20 protein-coding genes are annotated in these 24,822 nt (G+C 62.9%); 13 read left to right on the forward strand and 7 right to left on the reverse strand.

Annotation, left to right across the window (positions count from 1 at the left end):
• Window positions 1–245 precede the first annotated feature (245 nt).
• The 10 genes from BUE21_RS07415 to serA all read left to right on the forward strand — a co-directional run bounded on the left by BUE21_RS07415 (window position 246) and on the right by serA (window position 13,866).
• Window positions 246–1,472, forward strand: coding sequence for a glycosyltransferase family protein (locus tag BUE21_RS07415; protein ID WP_200796712.1), 1,227 nt, complete (start codon window positions 246–248; stop codon window positions 1,470–1,472).
• A gap of 44 nt (window positions 1,473–1,516) precedes the next feature.
• Window positions 1,517–2,803: a glycosyltransferase family 4 protein gene (locus tag BUE21_RS07420; protein WP_073356060.1), complete on the forward strand. Its 1,287-nt coding sequence runs from the start codon at window positions 1,517–1,519 to the stop codon at window positions 2,801–2,803.
• A 3-nt stretch (window positions 2,804–2,806) separates the two neighbouring features.
• Entirely contained in the window at window positions 2,807–4,015 is a 1,209-nt protein-coding gene (locus BUE21_RS07425; protein WP_073356061.1) for a glycosyltransferase family 4 protein, read from the forward strand.
• The gene (locus BUE21_RS07430; protein ID WP_073356062.1) at window positions 4,012–5,838 is read left to right on the forward strand and encodes an ABC transporter ATP-binding protein; all 1,827 of its coding nucleotides are present in this window, start codon (window positions 4,012–4,014) and stop codon (window positions 5,836–5,838) included. Before BUE21_RS07425 ends, BUE21_RS07430 begins: the two co-directional genes overlap by 4 nt.
• A 24-nt stretch (window positions 5,839–5,862) precedes the next feature.
• Window positions 5,863–8,196 (forward strand): aminoglycoside phosphotransferase family protein, encoded by a 2,334-nt coding sequence (locus tag BUE21_RS07435; RefSeq protein ID WP_073356063.1) that lies wholly within the window; start codon window positions 5,863–5,865, stop codon window positions 8,194–8,196.
• Complete coding sequence (locus BUE21_RS07440; RefSeq protein WP_073356064.1) at window positions 8,184–9,464, forward strand: alginate export family protein; 1,281 nt, start codon at window positions 8,184–8,186, stop codon at window positions 9,462–9,464. The genes BUE21_RS07435 and BUE21_RS07440 overlap by 13 nt, the downstream gene beginning before the upstream one ends.
• A 114-nt stretch (window positions 9,465–9,578) precedes the next feature.
• The gene (locus BUE21_RS07445; protein ID WP_084523027.1) at window positions 9,579–10,646 is read left to right on the forward strand and encodes an ABC transporter substrate-binding protein; all 1,068 of its coding nucleotides are present in this window, start codon (window positions 9,579–9,581) and stop codon (window positions 10,644–10,646) included.
• A 5-nt stretch (window positions 10,647–10,651) separates the two neighbouring features.
• A complete protein-coding gene (locus BUE21_RS07450; RefSeq protein WP_143164459.1) occupies window positions 10,652–11,548 on the forward strand; it encodes an ABC transporter ATP-binding protein in 897 nt (298 codons plus the stop codon).
• Window positions 11,545–12,438: an ABC transporter permease gene (locus BUE21_RS07455; RefSeq protein ID WP_073356066.1), complete on the forward strand. Its 894-nt coding sequence runs from the start codon at window positions 11,545–11,547 to the stop codon at window positions 12,436–12,438. The genes BUE21_RS07450 and BUE21_RS07455 overlap by 4 nt, the downstream gene beginning before the upstream one ends.
• Before the next feature lie 198 nt (window positions 12,439–12,636).
• On the forward strand, window positions 12,637–13,866 hold the full coding sequence (serA, locus tag BUE21_RS07460) for a phosphoglycerate dehydrogenase (protein ID WP_073356067.1): 1,230 nt from the start codon (window positions 12,637–12,639) through the stop codon (window positions 13,864–13,866).
• A gap of 317 nt (window positions 13,867–14,183) precedes the next feature.
• On the opposite strand, the gene argC is transcribed toward serA, so the two are convergent.
• Complete coding sequence (argC, locus tag BUE21_RS07465) at window positions 14,184–15,119, reverse strand: N-acetyl-gamma-glutamyl-phosphate reductase (protein ID WP_073356068.1); 936 nt, start codon at window positions 15,117–15,119, stop codon at window positions 14,184–14,186.
• Between the two features lie 290 nt (window positions 15,120–15,409).
• On the opposite strand from argC, the gene sucC reads away from it, so the two are divergent.
• The 3 genes from sucC (at window position 15,410) to BUE21_RS07480 (ending at window position 18,307) form a co-directional block, all read left to right on the forward strand.
• Window positions 15,410–16,573: an ADP-forming succinate--CoA ligase subunit beta gene (gene sucC / locus BUE21_RS07470; RefSeq protein WP_073356069.1), complete on the forward strand. Its 1,164-nt coding sequence runs from the start codon at window positions 15,410–15,412 to the stop codon at window positions 16,571–16,573.
• A 9-nt stretch (window positions 16,574–16,582) separates the two neighbouring features.
• A complete protein-coding gene (sucD, locus tag BUE21_RS07475; RefSeq protein WP_073356070.1) occupies window positions 16,583–17,476 on the forward strand; it encodes a succinate--CoA ligase subunit alpha in 894 nt (297 codons plus the stop codon).
• A 189-nt stretch (window positions 17,477–17,665) separates the two neighbouring features.
• Complete coding sequence (locus BUE21_RS07480) at window positions 17,666–18,307, forward strand: FHA domain-containing protein (RefSeq protein ID WP_073356071.1); 642 nt, start codon at window positions 17,666–17,668, stop codon at window positions 18,305–18,307.
• A gap of 29 nt (window positions 18,308–18,336) precedes the next feature.
• On the opposite strand, the gene mnhG is transcribed toward BUE21_RS07480, so the two are convergent.
• Genes mnhG through BUE21_RS07510 form a run of 6 tightly spaced genes read right to left on the reverse strand, consistent with a single transcriptional unit; the run spans window position 18,337 to window position 24,724 of the window.
• The gene (gene mnhG / locus BUE21_RS07485; RefSeq protein ID WP_073356072.1) at window positions 18,337–18,816 is read right to left on the reverse strand and encodes a monovalent cation/H(+) antiporter subunit G; all 480 of its coding nucleotides are present in this window, start codon (window positions 18,814–18,816) and stop codon (window positions 18,337–18,339) included.
• Window positions 18,816–19,097 carry a K+/H+ antiporter subunit F gene (locus BUE21_RS07490; RefSeq protein WP_073356104.1) on the reverse strand — a complete coding sequence of 94 codons (282 nt, stop codon included), beginning with the start codon at window positions 19,095–19,097 and terminating at the stop codon, window positions 18,816–18,818. Before BUE21_RS07490 ends, mnhG begins: the two co-directional genes overlap by 1 nt.
• Entirely contained in the window at window positions 19,097–19,603 is a 507-nt protein-coding gene (locus tag BUE21_RS07495) for a Na+/H+ antiporter subunit E (protein WP_073356073.1), read from the reverse strand. The genes BUE21_RS07490 and BUE21_RS07495 overlap by 1 nt, the downstream gene beginning before the upstream one ends.
• The gene (locus BUE21_RS07500) at window positions 19,600–21,336 is read right to left on the reverse strand and encodes a monovalent cation/H+ antiporter subunit D (RefSeq protein ID WP_073356074.1); all 1,737 of its coding nucleotides are present in this window, start codon (window positions 21,334–21,336) and stop codon (window positions 19,600–19,602) included. Before BUE21_RS07500 ends, BUE21_RS07495 begins: the two co-directional genes overlap by 4 nt.
• A complete protein-coding gene (locus BUE21_RS07505) occupies window positions 21,333–21,698 on the reverse strand; it encodes a Na+/H+ antiporter subunit C (protein WP_073356075.1) in 366 nt (121 codons plus the stop codon). The genes BUE21_RS07500 and BUE21_RS07505 overlap by 4 nt, the downstream gene beginning before the upstream one ends.
• Window positions 21,689–24,724, reverse strand: coding sequence for a monovalent cation/H+ antiporter subunit A (locus tag BUE21_RS07510; RefSeq protein ID WP_073356076.1), 3,036 nt, complete (start codon window positions 24,722–24,724; stop codon window positions 21,689–21,691). Before BUE21_RS07510 ends, BUE21_RS07505 begins: the two co-directional genes overlap by 10 nt.
• Window positions 24,725–24,822: the final 98 nt, after the last annotated feature.

Genomic DNA, 24,822 nt, shown 5'->3' on the forward strand with positions numbered 1-24,822 from the left:
TGTCGATACGGGCAAGGTGGGCAACGACGAGTGGCCTGCCGGGGCGCGCTGGCCCGAAGGGTTGGGCCCAAAAAAGCCGTGCGCGGCGTTGCAAAGCCTCGCAAGGCAATAAAGCCTTGCTGTGTTTTGCGCCTTGCTCACAGCCTTTTTGGACTCCAACGCGGGGGCGAATCTAATGAATGACACGCCCTAGGGGCATTTTTTGTTTCCGGCCTGTTTGTGCCTGCACCTTTCAACACACCACCATGACACACCCCTGCGGTGACGTATCCGCTCACCCTCACGCGCCCCGTTTCGCTTTCTATTCCCACGACACGATGGGGCTGGGGCATATCCGCCGCAATATGCTGCTGACGCAGGCGGTGTTTCAAGCGCGTCCGGATGCCGAGGTGCTGCTGATTTCCGGTGTGCGCGAGGCTGGCACGTTCGCCTTGCCCAGGGGGGCGGACAGCGTGACGCTGCCTACCTACTTCAAGACCTCCGATGGGCGTTATGTGCCGCGTTCGCTGGGGCAGGATGTGCAGCGGCTGGTGAATGTGCGCTCGCGCATCATCCATGCGTCACTGGAGGCGTTCGAGCCGGATGTGGTGGTGATCGACAATGTGCCACGCGGGGCCATGAACGAGCTGGACAGCATCCTGCCAGTGCTGGCGAAAAAGGGCATCCGCATCGTGCTGGGTCTGCGCGACATCATCGACGAGCCGGACGTGGTGCAGCGGCAGTGGGAGAAGCTGCGCAATTTCGAGGTGATCCGCGATTACTTCACGACCATCTGGGTGTATGGCGATCCACACCTGTACGACCTGACCGAGGAATATGGCTTTGATGCCGCCACGCGCGCCAAGACCTTTTTCATGGGCTATCTGGACCAGACTCAACGCCTGCGCCACAAGGGGCTGGACACTCTGCCGGATGTGAACCGGCCCTATGCCCTGTGTGTGGTGGGGGGCGGGCAGGATGGCTTTCGGCTGGCGCAGGCATTCGTCCATGCGCGTTTGCCTGAAGGGTACAGCGGTGTGCTGGTGACCGGGGCCATGATGCCGGTGGCCGAGCGCGAACGCCTGCGCCAGTGGGCGGCGCAGCGCAGCGACATGGTGGTGGTGGACTTCGTGGCCGAGCCGCTGGAGCTGATGCAGGGCGCGAGCTGCATTGTGTCGATGGGCGGCTACAACACGACCACCGAGATTCTGTCGTTCCACAAGAAGGCCCTGATCGTGCCGCGCGTCAGGCCCCGCCTGGAGCAGTGGATTCGTGCCAGCCGTCTCGACCAACTGGGGCTGGTGCGCTGCCTGCACCCCGATGCCCTCACGCCCCTGGCTCTGGAGGACTGGATGGCCGAGAGCCACGAGCCTCCCGATCCGCGCCAGCGGCTGCGCTTCGATGGACTGGACCGCGTGGCCGAACGGATTCGCACGGTGTTGAGCCTGAACCGGCAGATTCAGCCGGTGGCCAGCGCGCCGCCATATCCATGATGCCGCTGCGGTGGCTTTTTTTCCCCTTCACTGAAAATTTTCCGATGATTCCTCCCCTGGTCAGCCCAGCCCCGTCTGTGGCCTCTGCCTGCCCGTCTGCGCTGTATGTGGGCTATGTGCTCAAACGCTACCCGCGTTTTTCCGAGACTTTTGTGGTCAATGAGATTCTGGCGCACGAGCGCGAGGGCATGAAGATCGACATCTTCGCGCTGGGGCCGGTCAGCGAGGCGCATTTCCAGGATGGCATTTCGCAGGTGCGCGCGCCGGTGACGCGCTATTCCGACAAGCAGCGCAACCCGGAATCCTTCTGGCAGATCGTGCGCCAGGCCGAGCAGCAACTGCCGGGGCTGGCCCAGCATCTGCCTGAAGCCCTGCGGGGCAGCGTGCACGAATGTGCCCAGGCCCTGCTGCTGGCCATGGCGGTGCGCGAGCGCGGCATCCAGCATCTGCACGCACACTTTGGCACGCAGGCCACCACGGTGGCGCGGCTGGCGGCCTTGTTCAGCGGCGTGGGCTACACGTTCACGGCCCATGCCAAGGACATCTACTACCAGTACGAGGAATCCACCGCGCTGGACCAGAAAATGCGCGACGCGGCCAGCACCATCACGGTCTCCGACTACAACCTGGCCTATCTGCGCCAGCAGTACGGTGCGGATGCGGCGCGTGCCGTGCGCATCTACAACGGCATGGATTTGCGCAAGTTCCCTGCCAGTGATCCGGCGCAGGTGGCCCAACGCGCGCCGCATGTGCTGGCGGTGGGGCGGCTGGTTCCGAAGAAGGGCTTCGAGGTGCTGGTCGATGCCGTGCGGCTGCTCAAGGAGCGCGGCGTGGCCTTTCACTGCACGCTGGTGGGCGAGGGCGATCTGCGCGAGGCACTGGCTGCCCGCATGGCCGAGCAGGGCGTGCAGGACTGCATGACCCTCACCGGAGCCATGCCCCAGCCGGACATCATCCGGCTGCTGCGCCAGGCAGCGGTGATGGTGGCCCCCTGCGTCATCAGTGCCGATGGCGACCGCGACGGCCTGCCCACGGTGCTGCTGGAAGCCATGGCACTGGGCACGCCGGTGATTTCCACCCAGGTGGCGGGCATCCCGGAACTGGTGGTGGATGGCGAAACCGGGCTGTGCATTCCCCCGCAAGACCCGGCGTTGCTGGCGCAGGCCATCGAGAGCCTGCTGGCCGATGCCCAGCGGCGCAGTCGCTTCTCGCACCAGGCGCGTGCGTTGATCGAGCGCGATTACGACATCGACCGCAATGCCGCCGTGCAGCGGCAGGTGTTCCGCCGCGCCGTCGAATCCCACACGGCCCAGACTGCCGCAAGGAGCTGAACGATGCGCATGGCCTATGTCTGTGCCGACCCCGGCATTCCGGTATTTGGTTGCAAGGGTGCGTCCGTGCATGTGCAGGAGGTGCTGCGCGGCCTGCTGAAACAAGGGGTGGACGTGACGCTGATTGCGCAACGCTTCGATGGCGAGCCACCCGCCGGTCTGGAGGGGTTGAAGTGCCTCGCCTTGCCGCCCTTGCCACGCGGCAGCGCGTTGGAGCGGGCGCAGGGCGCATTGACGGCAGGCCATGCCGCGCTGCGCTCGGCCTTGCAAAGCCTTGCACCGCTGGACTGGGTGTACGAACGCTATTCACTCTGGAGCGACGCGGGCATGGCCTATGCGCGCGAACAGGGCATTCCCGGCCTGCTGGAGGTCAATGCCCCGCTGATCGAGGAGCAGCGCACCCACCGCGAACTGCCGCTGGAGCACGAGGCGCGGCGGGTGGCGCAGTCGGTCTTTGCCGATGCCACCGCCATGATCGCCGTCTCGCCCGGCGTGAAGCAGTACCTGCAAGCGCAGGGGGCCGAGCCGCAGCGCGTGCAGGTGGTGGCCAATGGCGTGGACCCGGCCCGCTTTGCCACTGCGGCCGCCGGTCGCGCTGGGCGCATGGCGCGTCGGGCGCATGATTCAGGGGCCGAACCTGCTGTGATCGGTTTTCTGGGCACGCTCAAGCCCTGGCACGGTCTGCCCACACTGGTGCAGGCATTCGAGCGGCTGCATCGCCAGTATCCGCACACGCGCCTGCTGGTGGTGGGCGACGGGCCGGAGCAGGCGGCCATTCGGGCCGATCTGGTGGCTCGCGGGCTGGAGGCGCACGTCCGGTTTGCCGGAGCGGTGGAGCCGGCACAGGTTCCCGGCTGGCTGGCGCAGATGGATGTGGCCGTCGCGCCTTATCCGCAACTGGCCGAATTTTATTTTTCGCCCCTGAAGATTTACGAATACATGGCGGCGGGCCTGCCGGTGGTGGCCACCCGCGTGGGGCATCTGGAATCGGTGGTGCTGCATGGCGAAACCGGCCTGCTGGTGCCACCACAGCAGCCCGAGCAGATGGCCGAGGCCATCGCCCAGTTGCTCAACGACCCCGCCCAGCAGGCACGCATGGGGCACAACGGGCGCAGACTGGCCGAGCAGGAGCGCAGTTGGGATGCCGTGGTGCAGCGGATTGTGCACACCATGCGCACCACGCCCTTGCAGCCACCGAGGCCGCTGGCATGAGCCGCAGCCCGCGTGCGAATGCGCAGCCCAGCCCCTGGCGGCTGATGGCGCGGCGGTTCGCGCCCTATATGCGCCCGCAGCGTGCCCTCATCGGTGGCTCGCTGCTGGCACTGGTGCTGTCCACCGCCATGCGCCTGCTGGAGCCGTGGCCGCTGGCCTTCGTCATCGATCATGTGCTCTCGGGCAGCGGACAGGCCAGCGGGCTGCTGGGCGATCTGGCCGCAGGGCGCGATACCGTGCACCTGCTCTGGCTCTGCGCCGGGGCGGTGGTGGCGATTGCCGCCCTCAAGGCGGTGATGAACTTCAGCAGCACCGTGGGGCTGGCCCTGGCGGGCAGCCGCGTGCTCAGTGCCGTGCGCCTGGACTTGTTCGCACACCTGCAACGGCTGTCACTGGCGTTTCATGGCCGCTCCCGCACGGGCGATCTGACCATGCGCCTCATCAACGACATCGGCATGTTGCGCGAGGCCACCGTGACGGCACTGATGCCGATGCTGGCGAACATCTTCATTCTGGGCGGCATGTTCGCCATCATGCTGGTGCTGAACTGGAAGCTCACGCTGGTGGCCCTGTTGCCCATGCCGCTGCTGCTGTGGAGCACCCGCCGCGCCAGCCGCCAGATTCACGAAGTCAGCCGCGCCCAGCGCAAGCGCGAAGGCTCGCTGGCGGCCAAGGCGGCGGAATTCATGGCCGCGATCCGCACCGTGCAATCGCTCTCGCTGGAGCGCGCCACCATGCGCAGTTTCGGCGGCGACGATGCGCAAAGCAGCCAGCAGAACGTCAAGTCCAAACGCCTCTCCGCCGGGTTGGAGCGCAAGGTCGATCTGATCGTCGCCCTGGCCACCGCACTGGTGCTGTTGCAGGGAGCCTATGCCGTCATTGGCGGCAGCATGTCGCCGGGCGATCTGCTCATCTTCATCTCCTACCTGAAAAGCGCGTTCCGGCCCGTGCGCGAGTACGCCAAGTACACCGGGCGGCTCTCCAAGGCACTGGCTGCGGGCGAGCGCGTGGTGGACTTGCTCGACGAGCAGCCGGACATTCAGGATCGCCCCGATGCCCAGCCCTTGCAGGTGCTGCGCGGTGACGTGCGCTTTGCCGATGTCGGCTTTGGCTATCGCAGTGACGATGGCAGCGTGCGCCCGCTGTTCGAGCATCTGGCCTTCACGATTGCCGCCGGGCAGGCGGTGGCCATCACCGGGCCGTCGGGTGCGGGCAAGTCCAGCATCACCAGCCTGTTGCTGCGCCTGTACGACCCCGATCAGGGGCAGGTGCTGATTGACGGACAGAACATCCGCGACTGCACCCTGCAAAGCCTGCGCCAGCAAATCAGCCTGGTGCCGCAGGAAAGCCTGCTGTTTGGCGTGAGCGTGCGCGAGAACATTGCACTGGCCGCGCTGGGCGATGTCACCGAGGCGCAGATCGTCGCCGCTGCACAACTGGCGAATGCGCACGAATTCATCCAGCAACTGCCACAGGGCTACGACACGGTGCTGGGCGAGCGCGGCAGCTCGCTCTCGGGCGGGCAACGCCAGCGCATGGCCATTGCCCGCGCCGCCATCCGCAACAGCCCGCTGCTGATTCTGGACGAACCCACCGTGGGGCTGGACAGCGAGAACGAACACCAGGTTACCCAGGCCCTGCTGCGCCTGATGCGCGGGCGCACCAGCATCCTCGTCACCCACGATCTGGCTTTTGCCGCGCAGGCCGACCGGATTGTGTTCATCGAAAACGGCCAGATTCGGGAGCAGGGCAGCCATGCCGAACTGCTGGGCCAGCAAGGCCGCTACGCCGAACTCTGGCGGTTGCAACACCCGGCCACATGATGATTCTTGCAAGGAAACCCCGCCATGCTTTCCCCCGATGATGCCCGCCTCGCCGCCGGGGATGCCGCCCTGCCGGGGCTGCACCTGCTGCTGGACGAGGCGGCCCTGCTGCACCGCTTGCGGCAGACCGACCGCTTCGCGCAGGCTTGCGCCGTGCAGGTTCAGTATCTGCGCTACAAACCCGGCAACAGTGCCACGGCAGGGCTGCGGGTGCAATGGGACGATGGCCGGGTCTGGCACGGTTGCGCCAAGGTGCTGACGGCCACGCGCTTCGCCCAGTCGTGGACGCATCCCCAACGCCAGAAACTGGTGCAGGCCGGGCATCCGCGTGCCCCGCTGGGGCTGGCCGATGCGGGCATGATGGTGTTCGACATGGCGCACGACCGCGCCATCCGCCACTGGCTCTGGCTGGACGATGGCGCGGCTGGCCGCCAGCGCGAAGCCCTGCTGCGCCAGTGGCTTGCCTTTGTGCCAGCCGACCAGCCCTTGCAGATGCAGGTGCTGCGCTACAAGCCCGAACGCCGCGTGGTGGTGCGCGTGGATGCAGCCGGGCAGCCGGTGGCCGTGCTGCGCTGTGCCAATGCCAGCGAGTTTGGCGAAATGCTCAACGGCGTTTCGATGGGCGCGGCATTGGGGCAACTGGTGTGGCTGGGCGTGTCGGCCGAGCACCGCCTGCTGGCCACGCGCTGGCAGCCGGGGCACAGCCTCTGCCCGGAAGAAGGCCAGGGCTTGTCGCTCGAACTCATGCCCGCACTGGGGCAGGCACTGGCGCGGGTGCACCGCACGGACGTGGTACACCCGCTGCGCCGCACCGCCCACGACGAGGTGCGGGCACTCTGGAGCGTGCACGACACCTTGCAGGCGATAGCCACACCCCAGGCGCAGCAGTTTCACGCTCTGGCCACCCGCGTGGCACAGGCCCTGCTGGCCGAGCAGGGCGACAGCACGTTGATTCACGGCGATTTTTCTGCCGATCAGGTCATCCGCCCGCTGGCCGCAGAGGGCTTGCAGATCATCGACTGGGATCGCGCCGCGCAGGGCCATCCCCTCACCGATCTGGCCTCCTTGCAGGCGCGCTTCGAGTTGCAGGTCATTGAAGGCGTGATGGCCCCCGCCCAGTGCGAACAGGCCATGCAGCAGGTGCTGGCGGGCTACCAGCAGCCAGTGCCCCGGTCGCGCCAGCCCCTGCCGGACGTGCAGCCGCTGCGCTGGCATGTGGCCACCGCGCTGTTGCGGCTGGCCACCGAGCCGTTTCGCAAACGTTCCGCACAGTGGCTGCGCGATACCGATGCCGTGTTGCAACGGGTGCAGCAACTGCTGGATGCTCCCGCCGCCACCATTGCCCCGGCCACCGCCGAGGCCGACACGCTGGCCACCCTCACCGACGTGGCGCAAATGGCTGCACCATTGCGCCAGGCTCTGGACTGGCCGCAAGGCACGCGGCTGCACGCGGCCCGACTGCTGCGCCACAAGCCGGGTCGGCGTGCGGTGGTGGAATACCGCCTGCAACGCCCCGATGCCCCCGAGCCGGACGTGATACTGGGCAAATACCGCCACAAGGGCGCAGATCGCACCTCGTTTTCCGTGCAGCAGGCTCTGTGGAACCAGGGTTTCGATGAACAGGCCGATGTTTCCGTGCCCGAGCCGCTGGGGATATGGCCCGAACACCGCCTGTGGCTGCAACGGCGTGTGGCGGGAGCCGATGTCATGCACCTGTTGCGCCGCGATACGCCACAGGCACAACTGTTGCTGTACGGTCAGCGCGTGGCCCAGGCTCTGCTGGCCTTGCATGGCAGTGGTGTGGCCGATGTGTCCACCCCGCCCCGACACTGGACGCTGGCCGATGAAATGGCGGTGTTGCGTCGTCGCCTGACCGAAGCAGCGGCATTGCGCCCGCAGTGGGCCGATGCCATGACCCAGGTGCTGGCGCAGTGTGAGCAGTTGCAGGCCCTCGTCGATGCCCCACAGCGCAAGCAGCCGCGCGCCAGCCTGCACCGCGATTTCTATCCCGACCAGGTGCTGCTGCGCGAAGGCCAGCCCGAGCGCGTGGTGTTGCTTGATCTCGATCTGGTCTGCTGGGGGCATCCTGCACTGGATGCCGGCAACTACCTTGCCCATGTGCAGGAACTGGGACTGCGCCTGCACGGCACGCCCGAGCACTACCGGCAGCATGCCCGCGCATTCGCACACACCTTCGTGACCGGCAGCGAGGGCGTGACCGCGCAGGACGTGGCCGCTTTCACCGTGCTGTCGTTGGCACGGCACATTTACCTCAGCACCCAGTTTGCCGACCGCCAGCACACCACGCCTGCCTTGATTGACCTTTGCATCCAACAGCTTGCCCTATGCCTTTCCTGAATTCCTTGCTTCGCCCGTCGCTGGCCTGTTTCTGCCTGTGGAGTGCCACTGTCGCCGCCGAGCCGCTGGTGGAGTGGAGCGGTCGCGCCATTGCCGAAGCCGAAGCCTTGCGCAACACCGAGCTGCGGCGCGGCAGCAAGCGCATCAATGAACTGGCCATCGAGCCGACGTTGCGCCTGAACGCCCACATCCGCCGCGATGCGGCCCTCTCCGGTTTCGTCGAGACCGAACTCAGCCGCGAGATCGAGCGCGAAACCGGCGAAACACCCCAGAAAGCCAACAAACTCAGCCTGAACCAGGCGTATGTCACGCTCAAGCCAGACACCGCATGGGCACAGACCCGCGTTCGGCTGGGCCGCTGGCAACTGCGCGACGAGCGCGAATGGCTGTTCGACGAAAACATCGACGGACTGTTGCTGGAGGCCACGCGAGGCCGCTGGAGCGTGCAGGCACTGGGCGGGCGCGTCAATCACTGGCAGCGGGACTTGCTGGACAGCAGCACCAAGGGCAACCCGGTCAATACCACCGCCGTGCTGGCGCGTTACCGGCTGGACAAGGACTGGCAACTTGGAACCTACGCCGTGGCCCAGCGCGATCTGAGTACCGACCGCGACCGTCTGCTGCACCTGGGTCTGCGCTCCCACGCCGACCCCGACAAACGCCTGCGCCACTGGCTGGAAGTGGCCACCGTGCGTGGCCGCGAAGAGGGCGAATCGCTGCGCGGCCATGCACTGGATGCCGGGGGAACCTATGTATTCCACAAAGCGGCGTTGCGCCCGCGCCTGACGCTGGGCTATGCCTGGGGCAGCGGCGACGGCAATGCCAGCGATGGCCGACGCAGGCATTACCGCCAGAGCGGGCTGCAATCCAACGAAGCCGACTTCGGTGGCCTGACCAAATACCAGGTCTATGGCGTGGCACTCAACCCCGAACTGCGCAATCTGCACATTCTCACGGCAGGCGTGGGGCTGAATCTGGCCCCCCAACTGACGCTGGACATGGTGTACCACCGCTACACCCAGCACCACCTCGCCACCCTGACCCGGCGCAGCACCGAACTCAATCCCGATACCGACATCCTCAGCACCCGCCGTCTGGGGTCCGGGCTGGATGTGGTGCTGGGCTGGCGGCCCCGCCGCGACATCAAGCTGGAAGCTGCCGTGGGCTGGTTCGACCCGTCGGCACGCTTTCGCAACGGCAGCAGCGCGCAGGCACAGCAATCCTCCAGTGCCTATGCCGCCTGGGTGGAACTGGGGCTGGGGTTCTGAAGACCTATAGATATTTTTCTTATTAGCTGATGGAAAACAATTCGTTCTGGATTGAACGGATTTTTCCTACAGTGCCTGCTTTTCGGACGGATTCAACACAGGGAAGGGCAGCGTATGACGGTCAAATCAGGTGCGCGGGAATGGTTCTGGCAAACGGGCACGCGGCATTTGCGCCGTCGGGCCGTGGCATGGCTGGCGGCCAGCAGTCTGTTCAGTGCCGCCATGCTGGCTCCTGTGGTGGCACAGGCCGAGGGCAGCATCCGCATTGCCCAGCAGTTTGGCATTGTCTATTTGCTGCTGAACGTGGCGCAGGATCAACAACTGATCGAGAAACACGGCAAGGCCGAAGGGCTGGACATCGACGTGAAGTTCGTGCGCCTGTCGGGGGGCGCGGCCATCAATGATGCCTTGTTGTCCAACTCGATTGACGTGGCCGGGGCCGGTGTAGGGCCGCTGTTCACCATCTGGGATCGCACCAAGGGGCGGCAGAACGTCAAGGCCGTGGCCTCGCTGGGCAACTTTCCCTACTATCTGGTGAGCACCAATCCCAAGGTCAAGACCATTGCCGATTTCGGCGATGCCGACCGCATTGCCCTGCCTGCCGTGACGGTGTCGGTGCAGTCGCGCATTCTGCAACTGGCTTCGGCCAAGGAGTGGGGCGATGCACAGTTCAACAAGCTGGATCGCTTGCAGGTGCAACTGCCGCACCCCGATGCCACGGCCGCGCTCATCAGCGGCGGCACAGAAGTGAATGCGCATTTTGGCAATCCGCCGTTTTCCGAGCAGATTCTGGCCAGCAACCCGAATGCGCACATTGTGCTCAATTCCTACGACGTACTGGGCGGCCCGGCTTCGGCCACCGTGCTGTATGCCACCGAGAAGTTCCGCCAGGACAATCCCAAGACCTATCGCGCCTTCGTGAACGCGCTCAACGAGGCCGCATCCTTCATCACCGACCACCCGGAGCAGGCCGCCGATATTTTTCTGCGCGTGACGCAGTCCAATACCAGCCGCGATCTGGTCTTGCAGGTGCTGCGCAACCCGCAAGTGCGCTTCACCACCACGCTGCACAATACCCTGCCGCTGGGGCAGTTCCTGCACCGCGTGGGAGCCATTCGCAACAAGCCCGAGTCGGTGCGCGATTATGTATTTGAGCAGCCCGGCATTGCCGACGGAAGCTGATGGCGATGGTGCCTGAACAGACGGCCACAGTGGCCCACCCGGCATCGGCATGGCCAGACGCGCTGTTGCGTGTGCAGGGCGTGACGCTGGAGTACCAGACCCCGCAGCATGTGGTGCGGGCCACGCACCAGGTCAGCTTCAGCGTCTGCGAGGCCGACCGCTATGTGGTGCTGGGGCCGTCGGGCTGTGGCAAATCCACGCTGCTCAAGGCGATTGCGGGTTTCATTGCACCCACCGAGGGCGAGATTCTGCTCGATGGCCAGTTGGTGCGCCAGCCGGGGGCCGACCGCATCGTGGTGTTTCAGGAATTCGACCAGCTCGCGCCGTGGAAAACCGTGTTGCAGAACGTGATGTTCTCGCTGCTGGCTTCGCGCACCCTGCCCAGGGCCGAGGCCACGGAGCGCGCCCTGTACTGTCTGGAGCGGGTGGGGTTGAGCCAGTTTGCCCATGCCTACCCGCACACTCTGTCGGGCGGCATGAAGCAGCGCGTGGCCATTGCCCGCGCGCTGGCCATGCAGCCGCGCATTCTGCTGATGGACGAGCCATTCGCGGCATTGGACGCATTGACGCGCCGCCGCATGCAGGAGGAGTTGCTGGCTCTGTGGCAGGAGGTGCGCTTCACGCTGGTGTTCATCACCCATTCGATTGAAGAAGCCCTGGTGCTGGGCAGCCGCATTCTGCTGCTCTCGCCCCATCCGGGCCGGGTGCGTGCCGAGATCAACAGCCACCAGTTCGACCTGCACAGCGCGGGCAGTGTGGCATTCCAGCGCACCGCCCGGCGCATCCACCGCCTGCTGTTCGAGGATGCCAGCAACCCCGACCTGGAAGCCGAAGGCCGCCAGGACGACAACATCTTCTGGCTGCGCCCCAACGAGGCGGGCTACTTCAATATTTCCGTATGAGTGCTGATTTTCGCTCCCATGCCACACTGACAGTCGCACCGGTGCGACCCGAGTACGAATGCACGCTGGAGCCATTCACCGCCGCACCTGTGGCACGCCAGCGCGGGCTGCGCAGTCGCCTGTGGCAGCAGGCATGGCTGCGCAAGGCGGTGATTCTGCTGTGGCTGATGCTGCTGTGGGAAGTCACCGGGCGGCTGGTGGACAACGATCTGCTCGTGCCCACTTTCACGCAGACTGCGGTGGCATTTTGGCAGGGGCTGGCCAGCGGCGAGTTGCTGCTGCGAGCTGCCGTCTCGGTCAAGGTGCTGTTGCAGGGCTACGCGCTGGGCGTGGTGGCCGCTTTTGGTTTGACTTCGCTGGCCGTCTCCACCCAGTTCGGGCGTGATCTGCTCTCCACGCTCACTTCCATGCTCAACCCCCTGCCTGCCATTGCATTGCTGCCGCTGGCACTGCTGTGGTTCGGGCTGGGAGACAACAGCCTGATTTTCGTGCTGGTGCATTCGGTGCTCTGGCCACTGGCATTGAGCACCTACAGCGGCTTTCTGGCCGTGCCCGAAACCCTGCGCATGGCCGGGCGCAACTACGGATTGCGGGGCGTGCGCTATATCTTCCAGATTCTGGTTCCGGCGGCACTGCCTTCCATCCTGTCGGGCCTGCGCCTGAGCTGGGCGTTTGCATGGCGCACCCTGATTGCCGCCGAACTGGTGTTCGGCACGACCTCCGGCCAGGGCGGGCTGGGCTGGTACATCTTCCAGAACCGCAACGAACTGTACACCGACCGGGTGTTCGCCGGGCTGGCCCTGGTCATCCTCCTGGGGCTGCTGGTGGAGAACCTGCTGTTCAACACACTGGAGCGCGTGACGGTGCGACGCTGGGGCATGCAGAAGTAGTGCCGTGGGCCATCCGGGCCTGCGATTCTGCCGGTTTTCGCCGACCATGCCTGCCGCATCGGCACCGATTTGGTGATAGTATGGCCTCCCTGCACCGGCAGGGGCGGCCATCGTCGGGAAGCTGAACTGCCATCCACCAGTCGCATCCGTTGGGGCGGCGTGACTGCATTTTCATTCGTTGATTTTTCTCCTTTCATCATGACCAAGACATCCCTGGACAAAAACAAGATCAAGATCCTGCTGCTGGAAGGCATTCACCCTTCCGCAGTCGAGGTGCTGAAGCAGGCGGGCTATACCAACGTCGAAACCGTCGCTGGCGCGTTGCCCGCAGAGGAACTGAAGGCGCGTGTCGCCGACGTGCACTTTCTGGGCATCCGCTCGCGCACCCAATTGACCGAAGAAGTTTTCGAGGCCGCCCACAAGCTGGTGGCCGTGGGCGCATTCTGCATCGGCACCAACCAGATCGACCTGAATGCGGCCCGCGCCCGTGCCGTGGCCGTGTTCAATGCACCGTACTCCAACACCCGCTCCGTGGCCGAACTGGTGCTGGCCGAAGCTATCCTGCTGCTGCGTGGCATTCCTGAAAAGAACATCGTGGCCCACCGGGGCGGCTGGCTCAAGTCGGCCAGCAACTCCTACGAGATTCGCGGCAAGACCCTGGGCATCGTTGGCTACGGCTCGATTGGCTCGCAGCTGTCGGTGCTGGCCGAGTCGTTGGGCATGCACGTCATTTTTTACGATGTCATCACCAAGCTGCCGCTGGGCAACGCCCACCAGGTGCACAGCCTGAACGAATTGCTGGCGCAAAGCGACATCGTCAGCCTGCATGTACCGGAACTCGCTTCCACCAAGTGGATGATCGGCGCGAAGGAAATCGCAGCCATGAAGGAAGGCTCCATCCTCATCAATGCCTCGCGTGGCACAGTGGTGGAGATTGAGCCGCTGGCCGAAGCCATCAAGTCCAAGAAGCTGCTGGGGGCTGCCATCGACGTGTTCCCCGTCGAGCCACGCACCAACAAGGATGAATTCATCTCGCCTTTGCGAGGCCTGGACAACGTCATCCTGACCCCGCACATTGGTGGCTCCACGATGGAGGCACAGGCCAACATTGGGCTGGAAGTGGCCGAAAAACTCGCCAAGTACAGCGACAACGGCACGACCACCACATCGGTAAACTTCCCCGAAGCGGCTCTGCCCGCCCACCCTGGCCGGGATCGCATCCTGCACATTCACCGCAATGTGCCGGGGGTCATGACCGCCATCAACCAGATTTTCTCCGAAGCGAAAATCAACATTGCCGCCCAGTACCTGCAAACCGACGACAGCATTGGCTATGTGGTGATAGACGTGGAAGCCGGCACGGCCGACAAGGTCAAGGACGCACTCAAGGAAGTGCCCGGTACCGTGCGCACCCGCGTATTGTTCTGAGAACGTGTTTACGATCCCGGCACGAAGCTGTATGGCTACGCCATACCCTGTGGGTTGCACCCCAAGAACTGCATCTGCGGCGTTGAAAATCCTCGCCGGGCCACCAGCCCGTCTGCGGTTTTCGCCTTGCAGCTACGGTTCTTGAGGCACAACAGCACTCGCGCCGAGATCGTAAACACGTTCTGACCGGAACGGGCCGCAATTGCCATTCGCCATTCGGTGTGTGGCAGCCTGAAGCGGTCTTCAGCGCAAGGAAAAGCCGCATTCCTTTCGTGGAGTGCGGCTTTTTCGTGGAGGCGGTGGGCTAAGTTGCTGGATCAGTCGATGTCCAGTGTCAGTTTCAGGTTCTGCACGGCCGCGCCACTGGCACCCTTGCCAAGGTTGTCCAGACGTGCCACCAGCACGGCATGGCGGTGGGCTTCGTTGCCAAAGACGCGCAGTTCCAGTTGATTGGTGTTGTTCAGGGCCAGTGCGTCCAGCTTGCCGCTGGCATCGGCGGGCAGCACCTGCACAAATTGCTCTGGTGTGTTGGTCAGGGCATAGTGGCTGTGCAGGGCATCGTGCAGGTCGGTGGCGGTGGGCTGGCCGGGCAGCAGATCCAAATGTAGCGGCAGTTGCACCAGCATCCCCTGTGCAAAATTGCCCACCGAAGGGGTGAACAACGGGCAGCGTTGCAGGCCCGTGTAGGCCATGATTTCGGGAATGTGCTTGTGCTGCAAGCCCAGCGCGTACAACTCGAACGCCGGGGCCTGTCCGGCCTCATAGGCTTCGATCATGGTGCGACCGCCCCCTGAGTAGCCGCTCACCGAGGGCAGGGCCACGGCAAAATCAGCCGGCAGCAGCCCGGCATCGATCAGCGGACGCAGCAGCGCAATCGCTCCGGTGGCATAGCAGCCCGGATTGGCGATGCGGCTGGCCTGGCGGATGGCATCGGCCTGACCCTGGGCCAGTTCCGGGAAGCCATAGACCCAACCGGGAGCGACGCGGTGTGCCGTGGACGCATCGATGATCTTGATGTCGCGCCCGATCTCTGCCTCGACCTCCTCCACCAGAGCCACCGTTTCGCGGGCGGCATCGTCGTGCAGGCACAGCACCACCAGATCGACATCGGCGATCAGGGCGCGCTTGGCGGCTGAGTCCTTGCGTTGCTCGGGGGCGATGCTGACGATTTCCACGGCATCGAGCAATTCCAGGCGATCGCGAATCTGCAAGCCAGTCGTGCCTGCTTCGCCGTCAATGAAAACTTTGGACATAGGGGTTGAGGCTGAAGAAAAGAAGAAAGAAACGCATGAAAGCGCGACCTGCCAGCGTGTGCCAGCATCTTGCCAAGCGCAACATCATGCCCGAAATGGGGCTGGGGAAAACCCTGGAATGGGCGGTTTCATAGGGAAAAGTTTTCGTGAAAAGCACCAATTCGATGCGAAATCACCCCATACCAAGACTGTGCCCATGATACATTACCTCGCTGTAATTACGGTGCTGTGGCCGTGGAGCGACCGGGCACGATTACAACGTCCTTTTAATTCCTCCTGAGAGACTCCTCATGAAGATTCACGAATACCAAGGCAAGGAAATCTTGCGCAAGTTCGGGGTGCCCGTGCCCCGTGGAATCCCCGCATTCACCGTTCAGGAAGCCGTGGAAGCCGCCCAGAAGCTCGGTGGTCCGGTCTGGGTGGTCAAGGCGCAAATCCATGCAGGTGGCCGCGGCAAGGGCGGTGGCGTGAAAGTGGCCAAGAGCATCGACGATGTCAAGGCACTGGCCGAACAGATTCTGGGCATGCAGCTCGTCACGCACCAGACCGGCCCGGAAGGACAGAAAGTGCGTCGCCTCTACATCGAGGACGGAGCCGACATCCAGAAGGAATACTATGTGTCCGTGGTGACCGACCGCGCCAGCCAGAAGGTGGCGTTCATCGCTTCCAGCGAAGGCGGCATGGACATCGAGGAAGTGGCGCACAGCCACCCCGAGAAAATCATCAAGGTGTTTGCCGATCCGCTGGTCGGTCTGACCGATGAGCAGGCCGGCGAACTGGCCGATGGCATCGGCATCCCTGCCGACTCCAAGGCACAGGCCGTGGACGTGTTCAAGAAGCTCTACGAGACCTATCAGGAAACCGATGCGTCGCTGGTGGAAATCAACCCGCTGAACCGCGACGGCAAGGGCAACATCATTGCACTGGACGCGAAGTTCAACTTCGACTCCAACGCCTTGTACCGTCACCCCGAAATCGTGGCACTGCGCGATCTGGACGAGGAAGACCCAGCCGAAGTGGAAGCCTCCAAGTTCGATCTGGCCTACATCAGCCTCGATGGCAACATCGGCTGTCTGGTCAATGGAGCTGGCCTGGCCATGTCCACGATGGACACCATCAAGCTGTTCGGCGGGGAGCCGGCCAACTTCCTGGACGTGGGCGGCGGTGCGACCCCCGAGAAGGTCACCGAAGCCTTCAAGATCATGCTGCAAAACCCCAAGGTCGAAGCCATTCTGGTGAACATCTTCGGCGGCATCATGAAGTGCGACACCATTGCCACTGGTGTGATTACCGCCAGCCGCGCCGTGAACCTGAAAGTGCCGCTGGTCGTGCGCATGAAGGGCACCAACGAGGAACTGGGCAAGAAGCTGCTGGCAGAATCCGGCCTGCCCATCATCAGTGCCGACACCATGGCCGAAGCCGCTGAAAAAGTGGTGGCTGCCGTCAAGAAGTAAGGAATTGCCATGTCTATCTACATCAACAAAGACACCAAAGTCATCACCCAGGGCATCACCGGCAAGACCGGCCAGTTCCACACCGAAAAGTGTCAGGAATACGCCAACGGCAAAGCAGCATTCGTGGCCGGTGTGAACCCGAAAAAAGCGGGTGAATCCATCTTCAACATCCCGATTTACGCATCGGTGAAAGAAGCTGCCACTCAAACCGGCGCGACTGTTTCCGTGATCTACGTTCCGCCTGCTGGCGCAGCCGCTGCCATCTGGGAGGCCGTCGAGGCCGATCTGGATCTGGCCATCTGCATCACTGAAGGCATTCCAGTCAAGGACATGCTGGAAGTGCGCAACAGGATGAAAGCCAAGGAAGCGGCTGGTGGCAAGCGCACCCTGCTGCTGGGCCCCAACTGCCCTGGTTTGATTACGCCCGATGAAATCAAGATCGGCATCATGCCCGGCCACATCCACAAGAAGGGCCGCGTCGGTGTCGTATCCCGTTCCGGTACGCTGACCTATGAAGCTGTGGCACAACTGACCGAACTGGGCATTGGCCAGTCGTCCGCCGTGGGCATTGGTGGCGACCCCATCAACGGTCTCAAGCACATCGATGTGATGAAGGCGTTCAATGACGACCCCGATACCGATGCCGTCATCATGATTGGTGAAATCGGTGGCCCGGACGAAGCCGAAGCCGCTCGCTGGTGCAAGGACAATTTCAAGAAGCCCGTGGTGGGCTTCATTGCGGGCGTGACTGCACCTGCTGGCAAGCGCATGGGCCATGCCGGCGCGTTGATCTCCGGTGGCGAAGACACTGCCGATGCCAAGCTGGCCATCCTGGAAGAGTGCGGTTTCACCGTGACACGCAACCCATCTGAAATGGGTCGCTTGCTCAAGGGTCTGCTGTAATATTGACTTGCTACAGTAGCATGCTTGGAAAAAACCCACATTCTGGCAATGTGGGTTTTTTCATGTCTGTGCCGAAACTGAGCGGCGCGGAATGATCGGCCTTGATGGGACCTTTTCTATTTTCCGGCAGACATGGGATAATTTCCAGGTCATGGGCAGGATGGTGGCGTACCCACCAATGGAGCAATCATGGGATACAAACTCACTGTCATCAAAGACGGGAATGTTCTGAAGGAGTATGTGCTGGACAGGCCGGAGACTCGCATTGGTCGGCGACTTTCCAATGATCTGGTGCTGGAAGATCTGACGGTGAGCGGGCATCATGCGCTGGTGCATTGGCATGAGGGTGTGGTGGAGATCGAGGATCTGGACAGTACCAATGGTACTTTTCTCGATGGCAAGCGCATTGTTCGTCATGCGTGGCTGCCCACACAACAGGTGATGCTGGGCTCTTGTGTGATTGCCTTGAGTCGTCCGGTCTCTCCCAAGCCACGATCCTCTTTTGCCACCGCTTTTGCGGATACCAATATTGCGCTCCCCGAGCAGATGGGCTCCAGCCGCCAAGCCTATCTGGAAGTGCGCACAGGGCCTGCTGCAGGTCGGCAATTGGTGTTGGACAAACCCGTGGTAACGCTCGGGACACCGGGGGTGGCGGTGGTTTCCGTGAATTGCCAGCGTACATTGAACCGTTATACCCTTCAACGACAGCCTGGTGGCACGGGCACTGTGCTCTGGAATGGGATTGCGCTGGGGAACGATCCAGTCCGCTTGACAGAGAATGATCGTATTCAGTTGGCCGATGTACAGATGGTTTTCGGTCTGAAGAATTGACGCATAGCCATGTTTGCTGAAAAAACCACTCAGGGGGAGGGTGTTTCCTGCGGTTTGGCAGAGATGGTCGCATCTTCCGGTGTCTCCGCAGGGCGGTCACTCAATGGCGCGGCGTCGGTGCCGTGACTGGAGTCTTGTACCGATTTCTGTGGGGCCACGATTTTCAGCATATTGACACTGGCAGGGACATCCTCGCCCCGCTGGCGTGAGCGGAACAGGGCTGCACGCATCAGGAAAATGGTGGTGACGGGGGTGGTGACGGAGATGAACAGCCCGATCAACAGGGTATTGATCGGCACTTTGCCATAGTAGGCGGTGAAAAAAATCAGCGTCGCCAGCAGAATGCACCAGATGCCCACGGTGGTGACCAGGGCTGGAGCATGAACGCGGGCGAAGAAGGAGTTCAGGCGCAATACGCCGCTGGCTGCCAGCAGGGCCACGAATGCCCCCGCCAGCACGAAGAAGGCCGTGATGGCTTCCACCCACAGGGGGATATTGGGATCAGTCATTATTCAATCACCTCCCCACGCAGCAGGAATTTGGCCATGGCGGTGGTGCTGGCAAAACCCAGCAGGGAAATCAGCAATGCCGCTTCAAAATAGGCATCGCTCTCATAGTAGATCGACAGCGTGAGCATGATGAACATGGCAATCGCATAGATGTTGTCCAGGGCCATGATGCGGTCTTGGGCCGAGGGGCCGACCAGCAGGCGCAGGGCGGCCATCAGCACGGCAAGGGCCAGCATGGCCAGGGCGACGGGCAGGGCGATGGCGAGGATTTGTCCGTTCATCATTGTTCAAAGATCTCCATGAGAGGACGCTCGTAGCGTTCCTTGACGGTCTCGATGACTTTTTCGGGAATGACCTTGCCATCGAGCACATGCAGCAGCAGGATGCTGCGGTCCATGGAGAGTTCCGCCCAGGCATTGCCTGGGGTGATGCAGGTGATGATGGCCAGTACGGCCAGGCCGTTGGGGTCGCGCATTTCCAGCGGTACGCGCACGAACTCCGAGGTGTCCTCATTGCCCACGGGGCGCAGCAGAATCTTGATGACCGCCCACGCCGACAGCCAGGCATCCATGGTCACGACAAAGAACAGCTTGAACACGATCCAGGGGCGGCGTACCTTGACATGCCGGGGTCGCAGGGTGGCACTGAAGATGGGAATGAAGAAGCCCAGCAGGGTGGCAAATACCAGCGTGCCGACAGCCACGCTCTGGGTCAGCATGACCCAGGTGCCGATCAGCATCAACGAGATCAGCGGGGCAGGGAAGATGCGGCGCAACCATTTCTTCATGGTGTTTCCTCTTCACTGGTTGCGGAAGGTGTGGAGGGCAGCAGGTCTTGCGCTTTCTGGCTGGGGTAGGGCTTGGAACGCGCGCCCAGAACGGTTTGAATGTAGTCGTCCGGGGCGTAAAGGGTGTTGGCCGTGCTTTGCATGTAGCGCATGACGTTGTCGGCTTTCACGGTCATCAGCACGCAACTGCCCAGCAGGATGGCCAGCGGAATGCCTTCCACCACGCGCAGCAGTGGAGCCTTGCGGCCATGTGAGGCCCAGAAATGGCGGATGCCTGCGCGGGAGAATGCCACCAGCGCGAACAAACCCGAGACGATCAGGATGCCGAGCAGTATCCAGCCGTCGGTTCCCAGGGTCTGCCCCGCCGAAGCCCCCATGCCCAGCGGATTGAGCAAGGCTGTGAGCATGGCGAATTTGCCGATGAAGCCTGACAAGGGGGGCAATCCTGCAATCAGCAATGTACAGGCCATGAAGGCCAGGCCCATCAGGGCCGCTGCGGCGGGCATGGCGCGCCCCACGATGGCCTCCTCGCGTTCGTCCAGGTTGAGTTCCTTCAGGTTGCTGCTCAGGTCGGGAGAGAGGAAAGGGGCGAGGTCTTCTTCTTCATAGGGGGCGTAGTCGGCACCATCGTTGCGCCAGCGATCCATCAGGTCGGCCAGCAGAAAGCAGGCGGCGACGGCCAGCGTGGAACTGACCATGTAGTACAGCAGCCCGGCGGTCAGCAGGTTCTGGCCGAAGCCCATGGTGGCCAGCAGCGTGCCGGACGAGACGATGGCACTGTAACCGGCCAGATTGCCGAGCTTCTGGCTGCTCATGACCCCCACGGTGCCGACGGCAATGGTGGCCATGCCCGCGTAGGTGATCCACTGACCGCCATACTGGCTGGACAGGCCCGCATCGTAGCCGAATACCAGTGTCCAGATGCGCAGGATGATGTAGATGCCGACCTTGGTCATGATGGCGAAAATCATCCCCACTGGCGCGGTGGCTGCACTGTATGCGGGCACGAGCCAGAAATTCAGTGGCCATACCGCAGCCTTGATGAGGATGGCCACACCCAGCACGCCTGCGGCCACATGCAGCAGGGCACGGTCGTCATCGGCCACATTGGGCACCAGTTGTGCCAGATCGGCTAGATTGAGGGTGCCGGTGATGCCATAGAACATCGAGATGCCGATGAGCAGCAGCGACGATGCCGCCAGATTGATGGCAATGTAGTGCAGGCCCGCCTGTACCCGGTGGCGGCCCGAGCCGTGCAGCAGCAGGCCGTAGGAAGCGGCCAGCAGAATCTCGATGAATACGAACAGGTTGAACAGGTCGCCAGTCAGGAATACGCCGTTGAGTCCCATGAGCTGCAACTGGAACAGGGCGTGGAAATTCACGCCTGCACGGTGCCAGTGCGCCGAGGAGTACAGGGCGGCCGCCACTCCCAGAATGGCGGTGAGTGTCAGCATCAGCCCGGAGAGTCGGTCCAGGGCCAGCACGATACCAAAAGGGGCGGGCCAGTTGCTGGTCAGGTACACGGTCATGGCCGTGGGCGAACTCTGCTGGTGCGACCATTGCATCAGGAATACCGCCACCACCAGTGCGATCACGGTGGCGCAGATGTTGATGAGCAGCTTGGCTCGCTGCTTTTCTTCCTTGAGCAGCAGCATGAGTGCGGCCGACACCATCGGCACCAGAATCGGTGCCAGAATCAGGTGGGGCATCCAGGATGACAGCAATTCCCTCATGAGGCCTCATTCTTTTCTGCGGCGAGACTGCCATCGACGTGGTCGGTTCCTGCCATGCCACGCAAGGCCAGCAATACCACGAGGAACAGTGCCGTGGTGGCAAAGCCAATGACGATGGCCGTGAGCACCAGTGCCTGTGGCAGGGGGTCGGCGTAGTTCAACAGATCCTGCGGAACGCCGGGGCGCAGCACGGGTTCCTTATCGATGGCCAGCCCGAGCCGTCCCATGGAAAAGATGAACAGATTGACGGCGTAGCCCAGCAGTGACAGGCCGATGATGACCTGAAAGGTGCGCGGCCGCAGCAGCAGCCAGACACCTGCGCCAGTCAGTACGCCAATCGCAACGGCCATGACTATTTCCATGGGTGTGCTCCCGGGCGGTGGTGGGGGTTGGTGTTGTACTGGGCCACCGCAGCAAAGGCGGCGCGTGCCCTAGCGTAGTGTGCCGCAGCGGCTTCCTTGGCTTCGGCTTCTTCTTCCAGCTTGCGGGCATGGTAGCGATGGCCGCGCACCGACTGGTGGGCGATGGCCGTAAGAATCAGCATGGTCGCACCGACCACCACGGTGAAGACCCCCAGATCGAAGAACAGCGCACTGGCGACATGAATGTCACCAATGTAGGGCAGGGTCAGATGCGCGGTGTGCGTGGTCATGAACGGGTAGCCCCAGTGCAGCGAACCCAGTCCAGTGGCTATGGCGCACAGCATGCCGAAGGCAATCCAGCGGCGTGGGTAGATGGACAGGTGCGACTCCACCCACTGGGTTCCCGAGACGATGAATTGCAGCAGCAGGCCCAACGAGAACACCAGGCCCGCCACAAAACCGCCACCGGGCTGGTTGTGGCCACGCATGAACAGGTACACGGCAATCAGCGTGGTAAAGGGCAGCAGCCAGCGCACCAGCACGGCGGGCACGGTCAGGTAGCCAATGGCGGTGTCCTTGGCCATGCGCGGGTTGAACAGGTCGGTAATCAGGTCGCCGGGCAGCACCCGTTGCTGCATGGGCAGATCCATGGTTTCCCCGGCAGGGCGGAAGCGTCGCAGCAGGGCATAAACGGTCAGTGCGACAATGCCCAGCACGACGATTTCGCCAAAGGTATCGAAGGCACGGAAGTCCACCAGCATCACGTTCACCACGTTGGTGCCGCCCCCCTCGGTATAGGCGCGCTCCAGGAAGAAGGTGGAGGTGCTTTCAGGAAATGGGCGCGTGAGCATGGCCAGCGTCAGCAATGCAATGCCACTGCCTGCAACCAGTGCGATGATGATGTCGCGTGCGCGCCGTGCCTGCGCCATGCCCTGATCGAGCGACCAGGAAGGCTGGCGCAGGTTCTTGTCGCGCTGGGGCAGCCAGCGCAGGCCCAGCAGCAGCAGGATGGTGGTGACGACTTCCACGGCCAGTTGCGTCAGGCCCAGATCGGGTGCGGAGAACCACAGGAAGGTGATGCAGACGCACAGCCCGGTGGCTCCCAGCATGACCATGGCGGCCAGCCGGTGGTACTTGGCTTGCCAGGCAGCGGCAATCGCGCAGATGCAGCCCATGACCCACAGGCCGACGAAGGCAGGGGAGGCCGGTTGTGTGGCACGACTGCCGATGTTCAGTCCGCCCAGCCACAGCGGCAGGGCCACGGCAGTGAATGTGACGGTGACGAGCCAGAACATTTGCCATTGCAGCCGCCGCGTGGTGAACGCCAGACGCAGAAAGCGGGATTGGCGACTGAAGAAGGTTAGCGTCCATTCAAAGATGCGCTGTCCGTTCAGCCCCCATACAAAGCTGTAGTCTTCCAGGTAGCCCTTGGTGCGCAGCGTTCGCGATACGACATACAACAGTGAACCCACTCCCAGTGCCACCATGCTCATGATGAGCGGTTCATTGATGCCATGCCAGATCGCCAGGCTGTATTGCGGCAGTACGCCCCCTACCACGGGCGTGGCGGCCAGAGCCAATGTAGGGCCGATGACCAGAGCGGGCAGAATGCCCACCGCAATGCAGACGATGACGAGCAGCCCCACTGGCACGATCATCCAGATGGGCGGATCGTGCGGGTTTTTCTTGGGTAGATCGATGGCCTTGGGGCCGAAGAACACGTCTGCGGTGAAGCGCAGCGAATACACCGCGCTGAACACCCCGAACACCGTGGCAAGAATCGGCAGACCGGCCTGAACGTAGCTGGGGGCGTGCACCAGCACGGTTTCCGAGAAGAACATCTCCTTGGAAAGGAAACCGTTCAGGAAGGGCACACCCGCCATGGCCGCTGCGGCCACCAGTGCCAAGGTGCCGGTAATCGGCATGAGCTTGAGCAGGCCGGAAAGGCGGCGGATGTCGCGCGTGCCGGTTTCATGATCGACAATGCCCACGGCCATGAACAGCGAAGCCTTGAACGTGGCATGGTTGATGATGTGGAACACGGCAGCCACGGCGGCCAGTTCGCGGTTCAGCCCCAGCAGCAGGGTAATCAGCCCCAGGTGCGAGATGGTGGAGTAGGCCAGCAGCCCCTTGAGATCCTTCTGGAACATGGCCGTGTAGGCCGCGAAAATCAGCGTGGTTGCTCCCACGGTGCTGACGATCCAGAACCACTCCTGTGTGCCGCTGAGTACCGGCCAAAAGCGTGCCAGCAGGAATACCCCGGCTTTCACCATCGTGGCTGAGTGCAGATAGGCGGATACCGGAGTGGGTGCCGCCATCGCATTCGGCAGCCAGAAGTGGAAGGGAAATTGTGCGCTCTTGGTGAATGCCCCCAGCAGAATCAGTACCAGTGCGGGCAGATACAGCGTGTGGTTGCGAATCTGTGAGCCTGCGGCCAGCACATTGTCGAGTTCATAACTGCCGACGATGTTGCCCAGAATCAGCACACCGGCCAGCAGGCACAGCCCGCCCGTGCCGGTGATGGTCAGGGCCATGCGCGCGCCCCGGCGTGCATCCTTGCGGTGGTGCCAGTAGCCGATCAGCAGGAAGGAGAATACGCTGGTCAGCTCCCAGAAAAACACCATCTGGATGATGTTGCCCGACAGCACGACACCCGCCATCGAACCCATGAAAGCCAGCAGAAAGGCGAAAAAGCGCGGTACCGGGTCTTGCGGGGACATGTAGTAGCGTGCGTACAACACCACCAGCGCACCGATGCCGAATACCAGCAGGGCAAACATCCAGGCAAAACCGTCCATGCGCAAGGACAGGTTCAGGCCATAGCTTTGCAGCCATACGAAACGCTCGTCGATCACATCGCCCGCCTGGATCTGCGGGAAGTACAGCACCACCTGAACCAGACAGAACAGGGCAATCAGACCGGCCAGCAAGGACTCCAGGTTGCGGGCATTCGACGGCAGGATGGCCGCAATGGCACTGCCGATGAATGGCAGCAGAATGATGAGACTGATTGCGGCAGGTTCCATAGGCCGGATATTCTACGGCACAAATCCGATTGATGATGTAAATCAACGCTTTAAGGGGGATTTTTTGCGTGTATTGCCGTTAATTGCTGCTAAGTTGC

Source organism: Lampropedia hyalina DSM 16112 (assembly GCF_900129055.1).
Classification (GTDB): Bacteria; Pseudomonadota; Gammaproteobacteria; order Burkholderiales; family Burkholderiaceae_C; genus Lampropedia; species Lampropedia hyalina.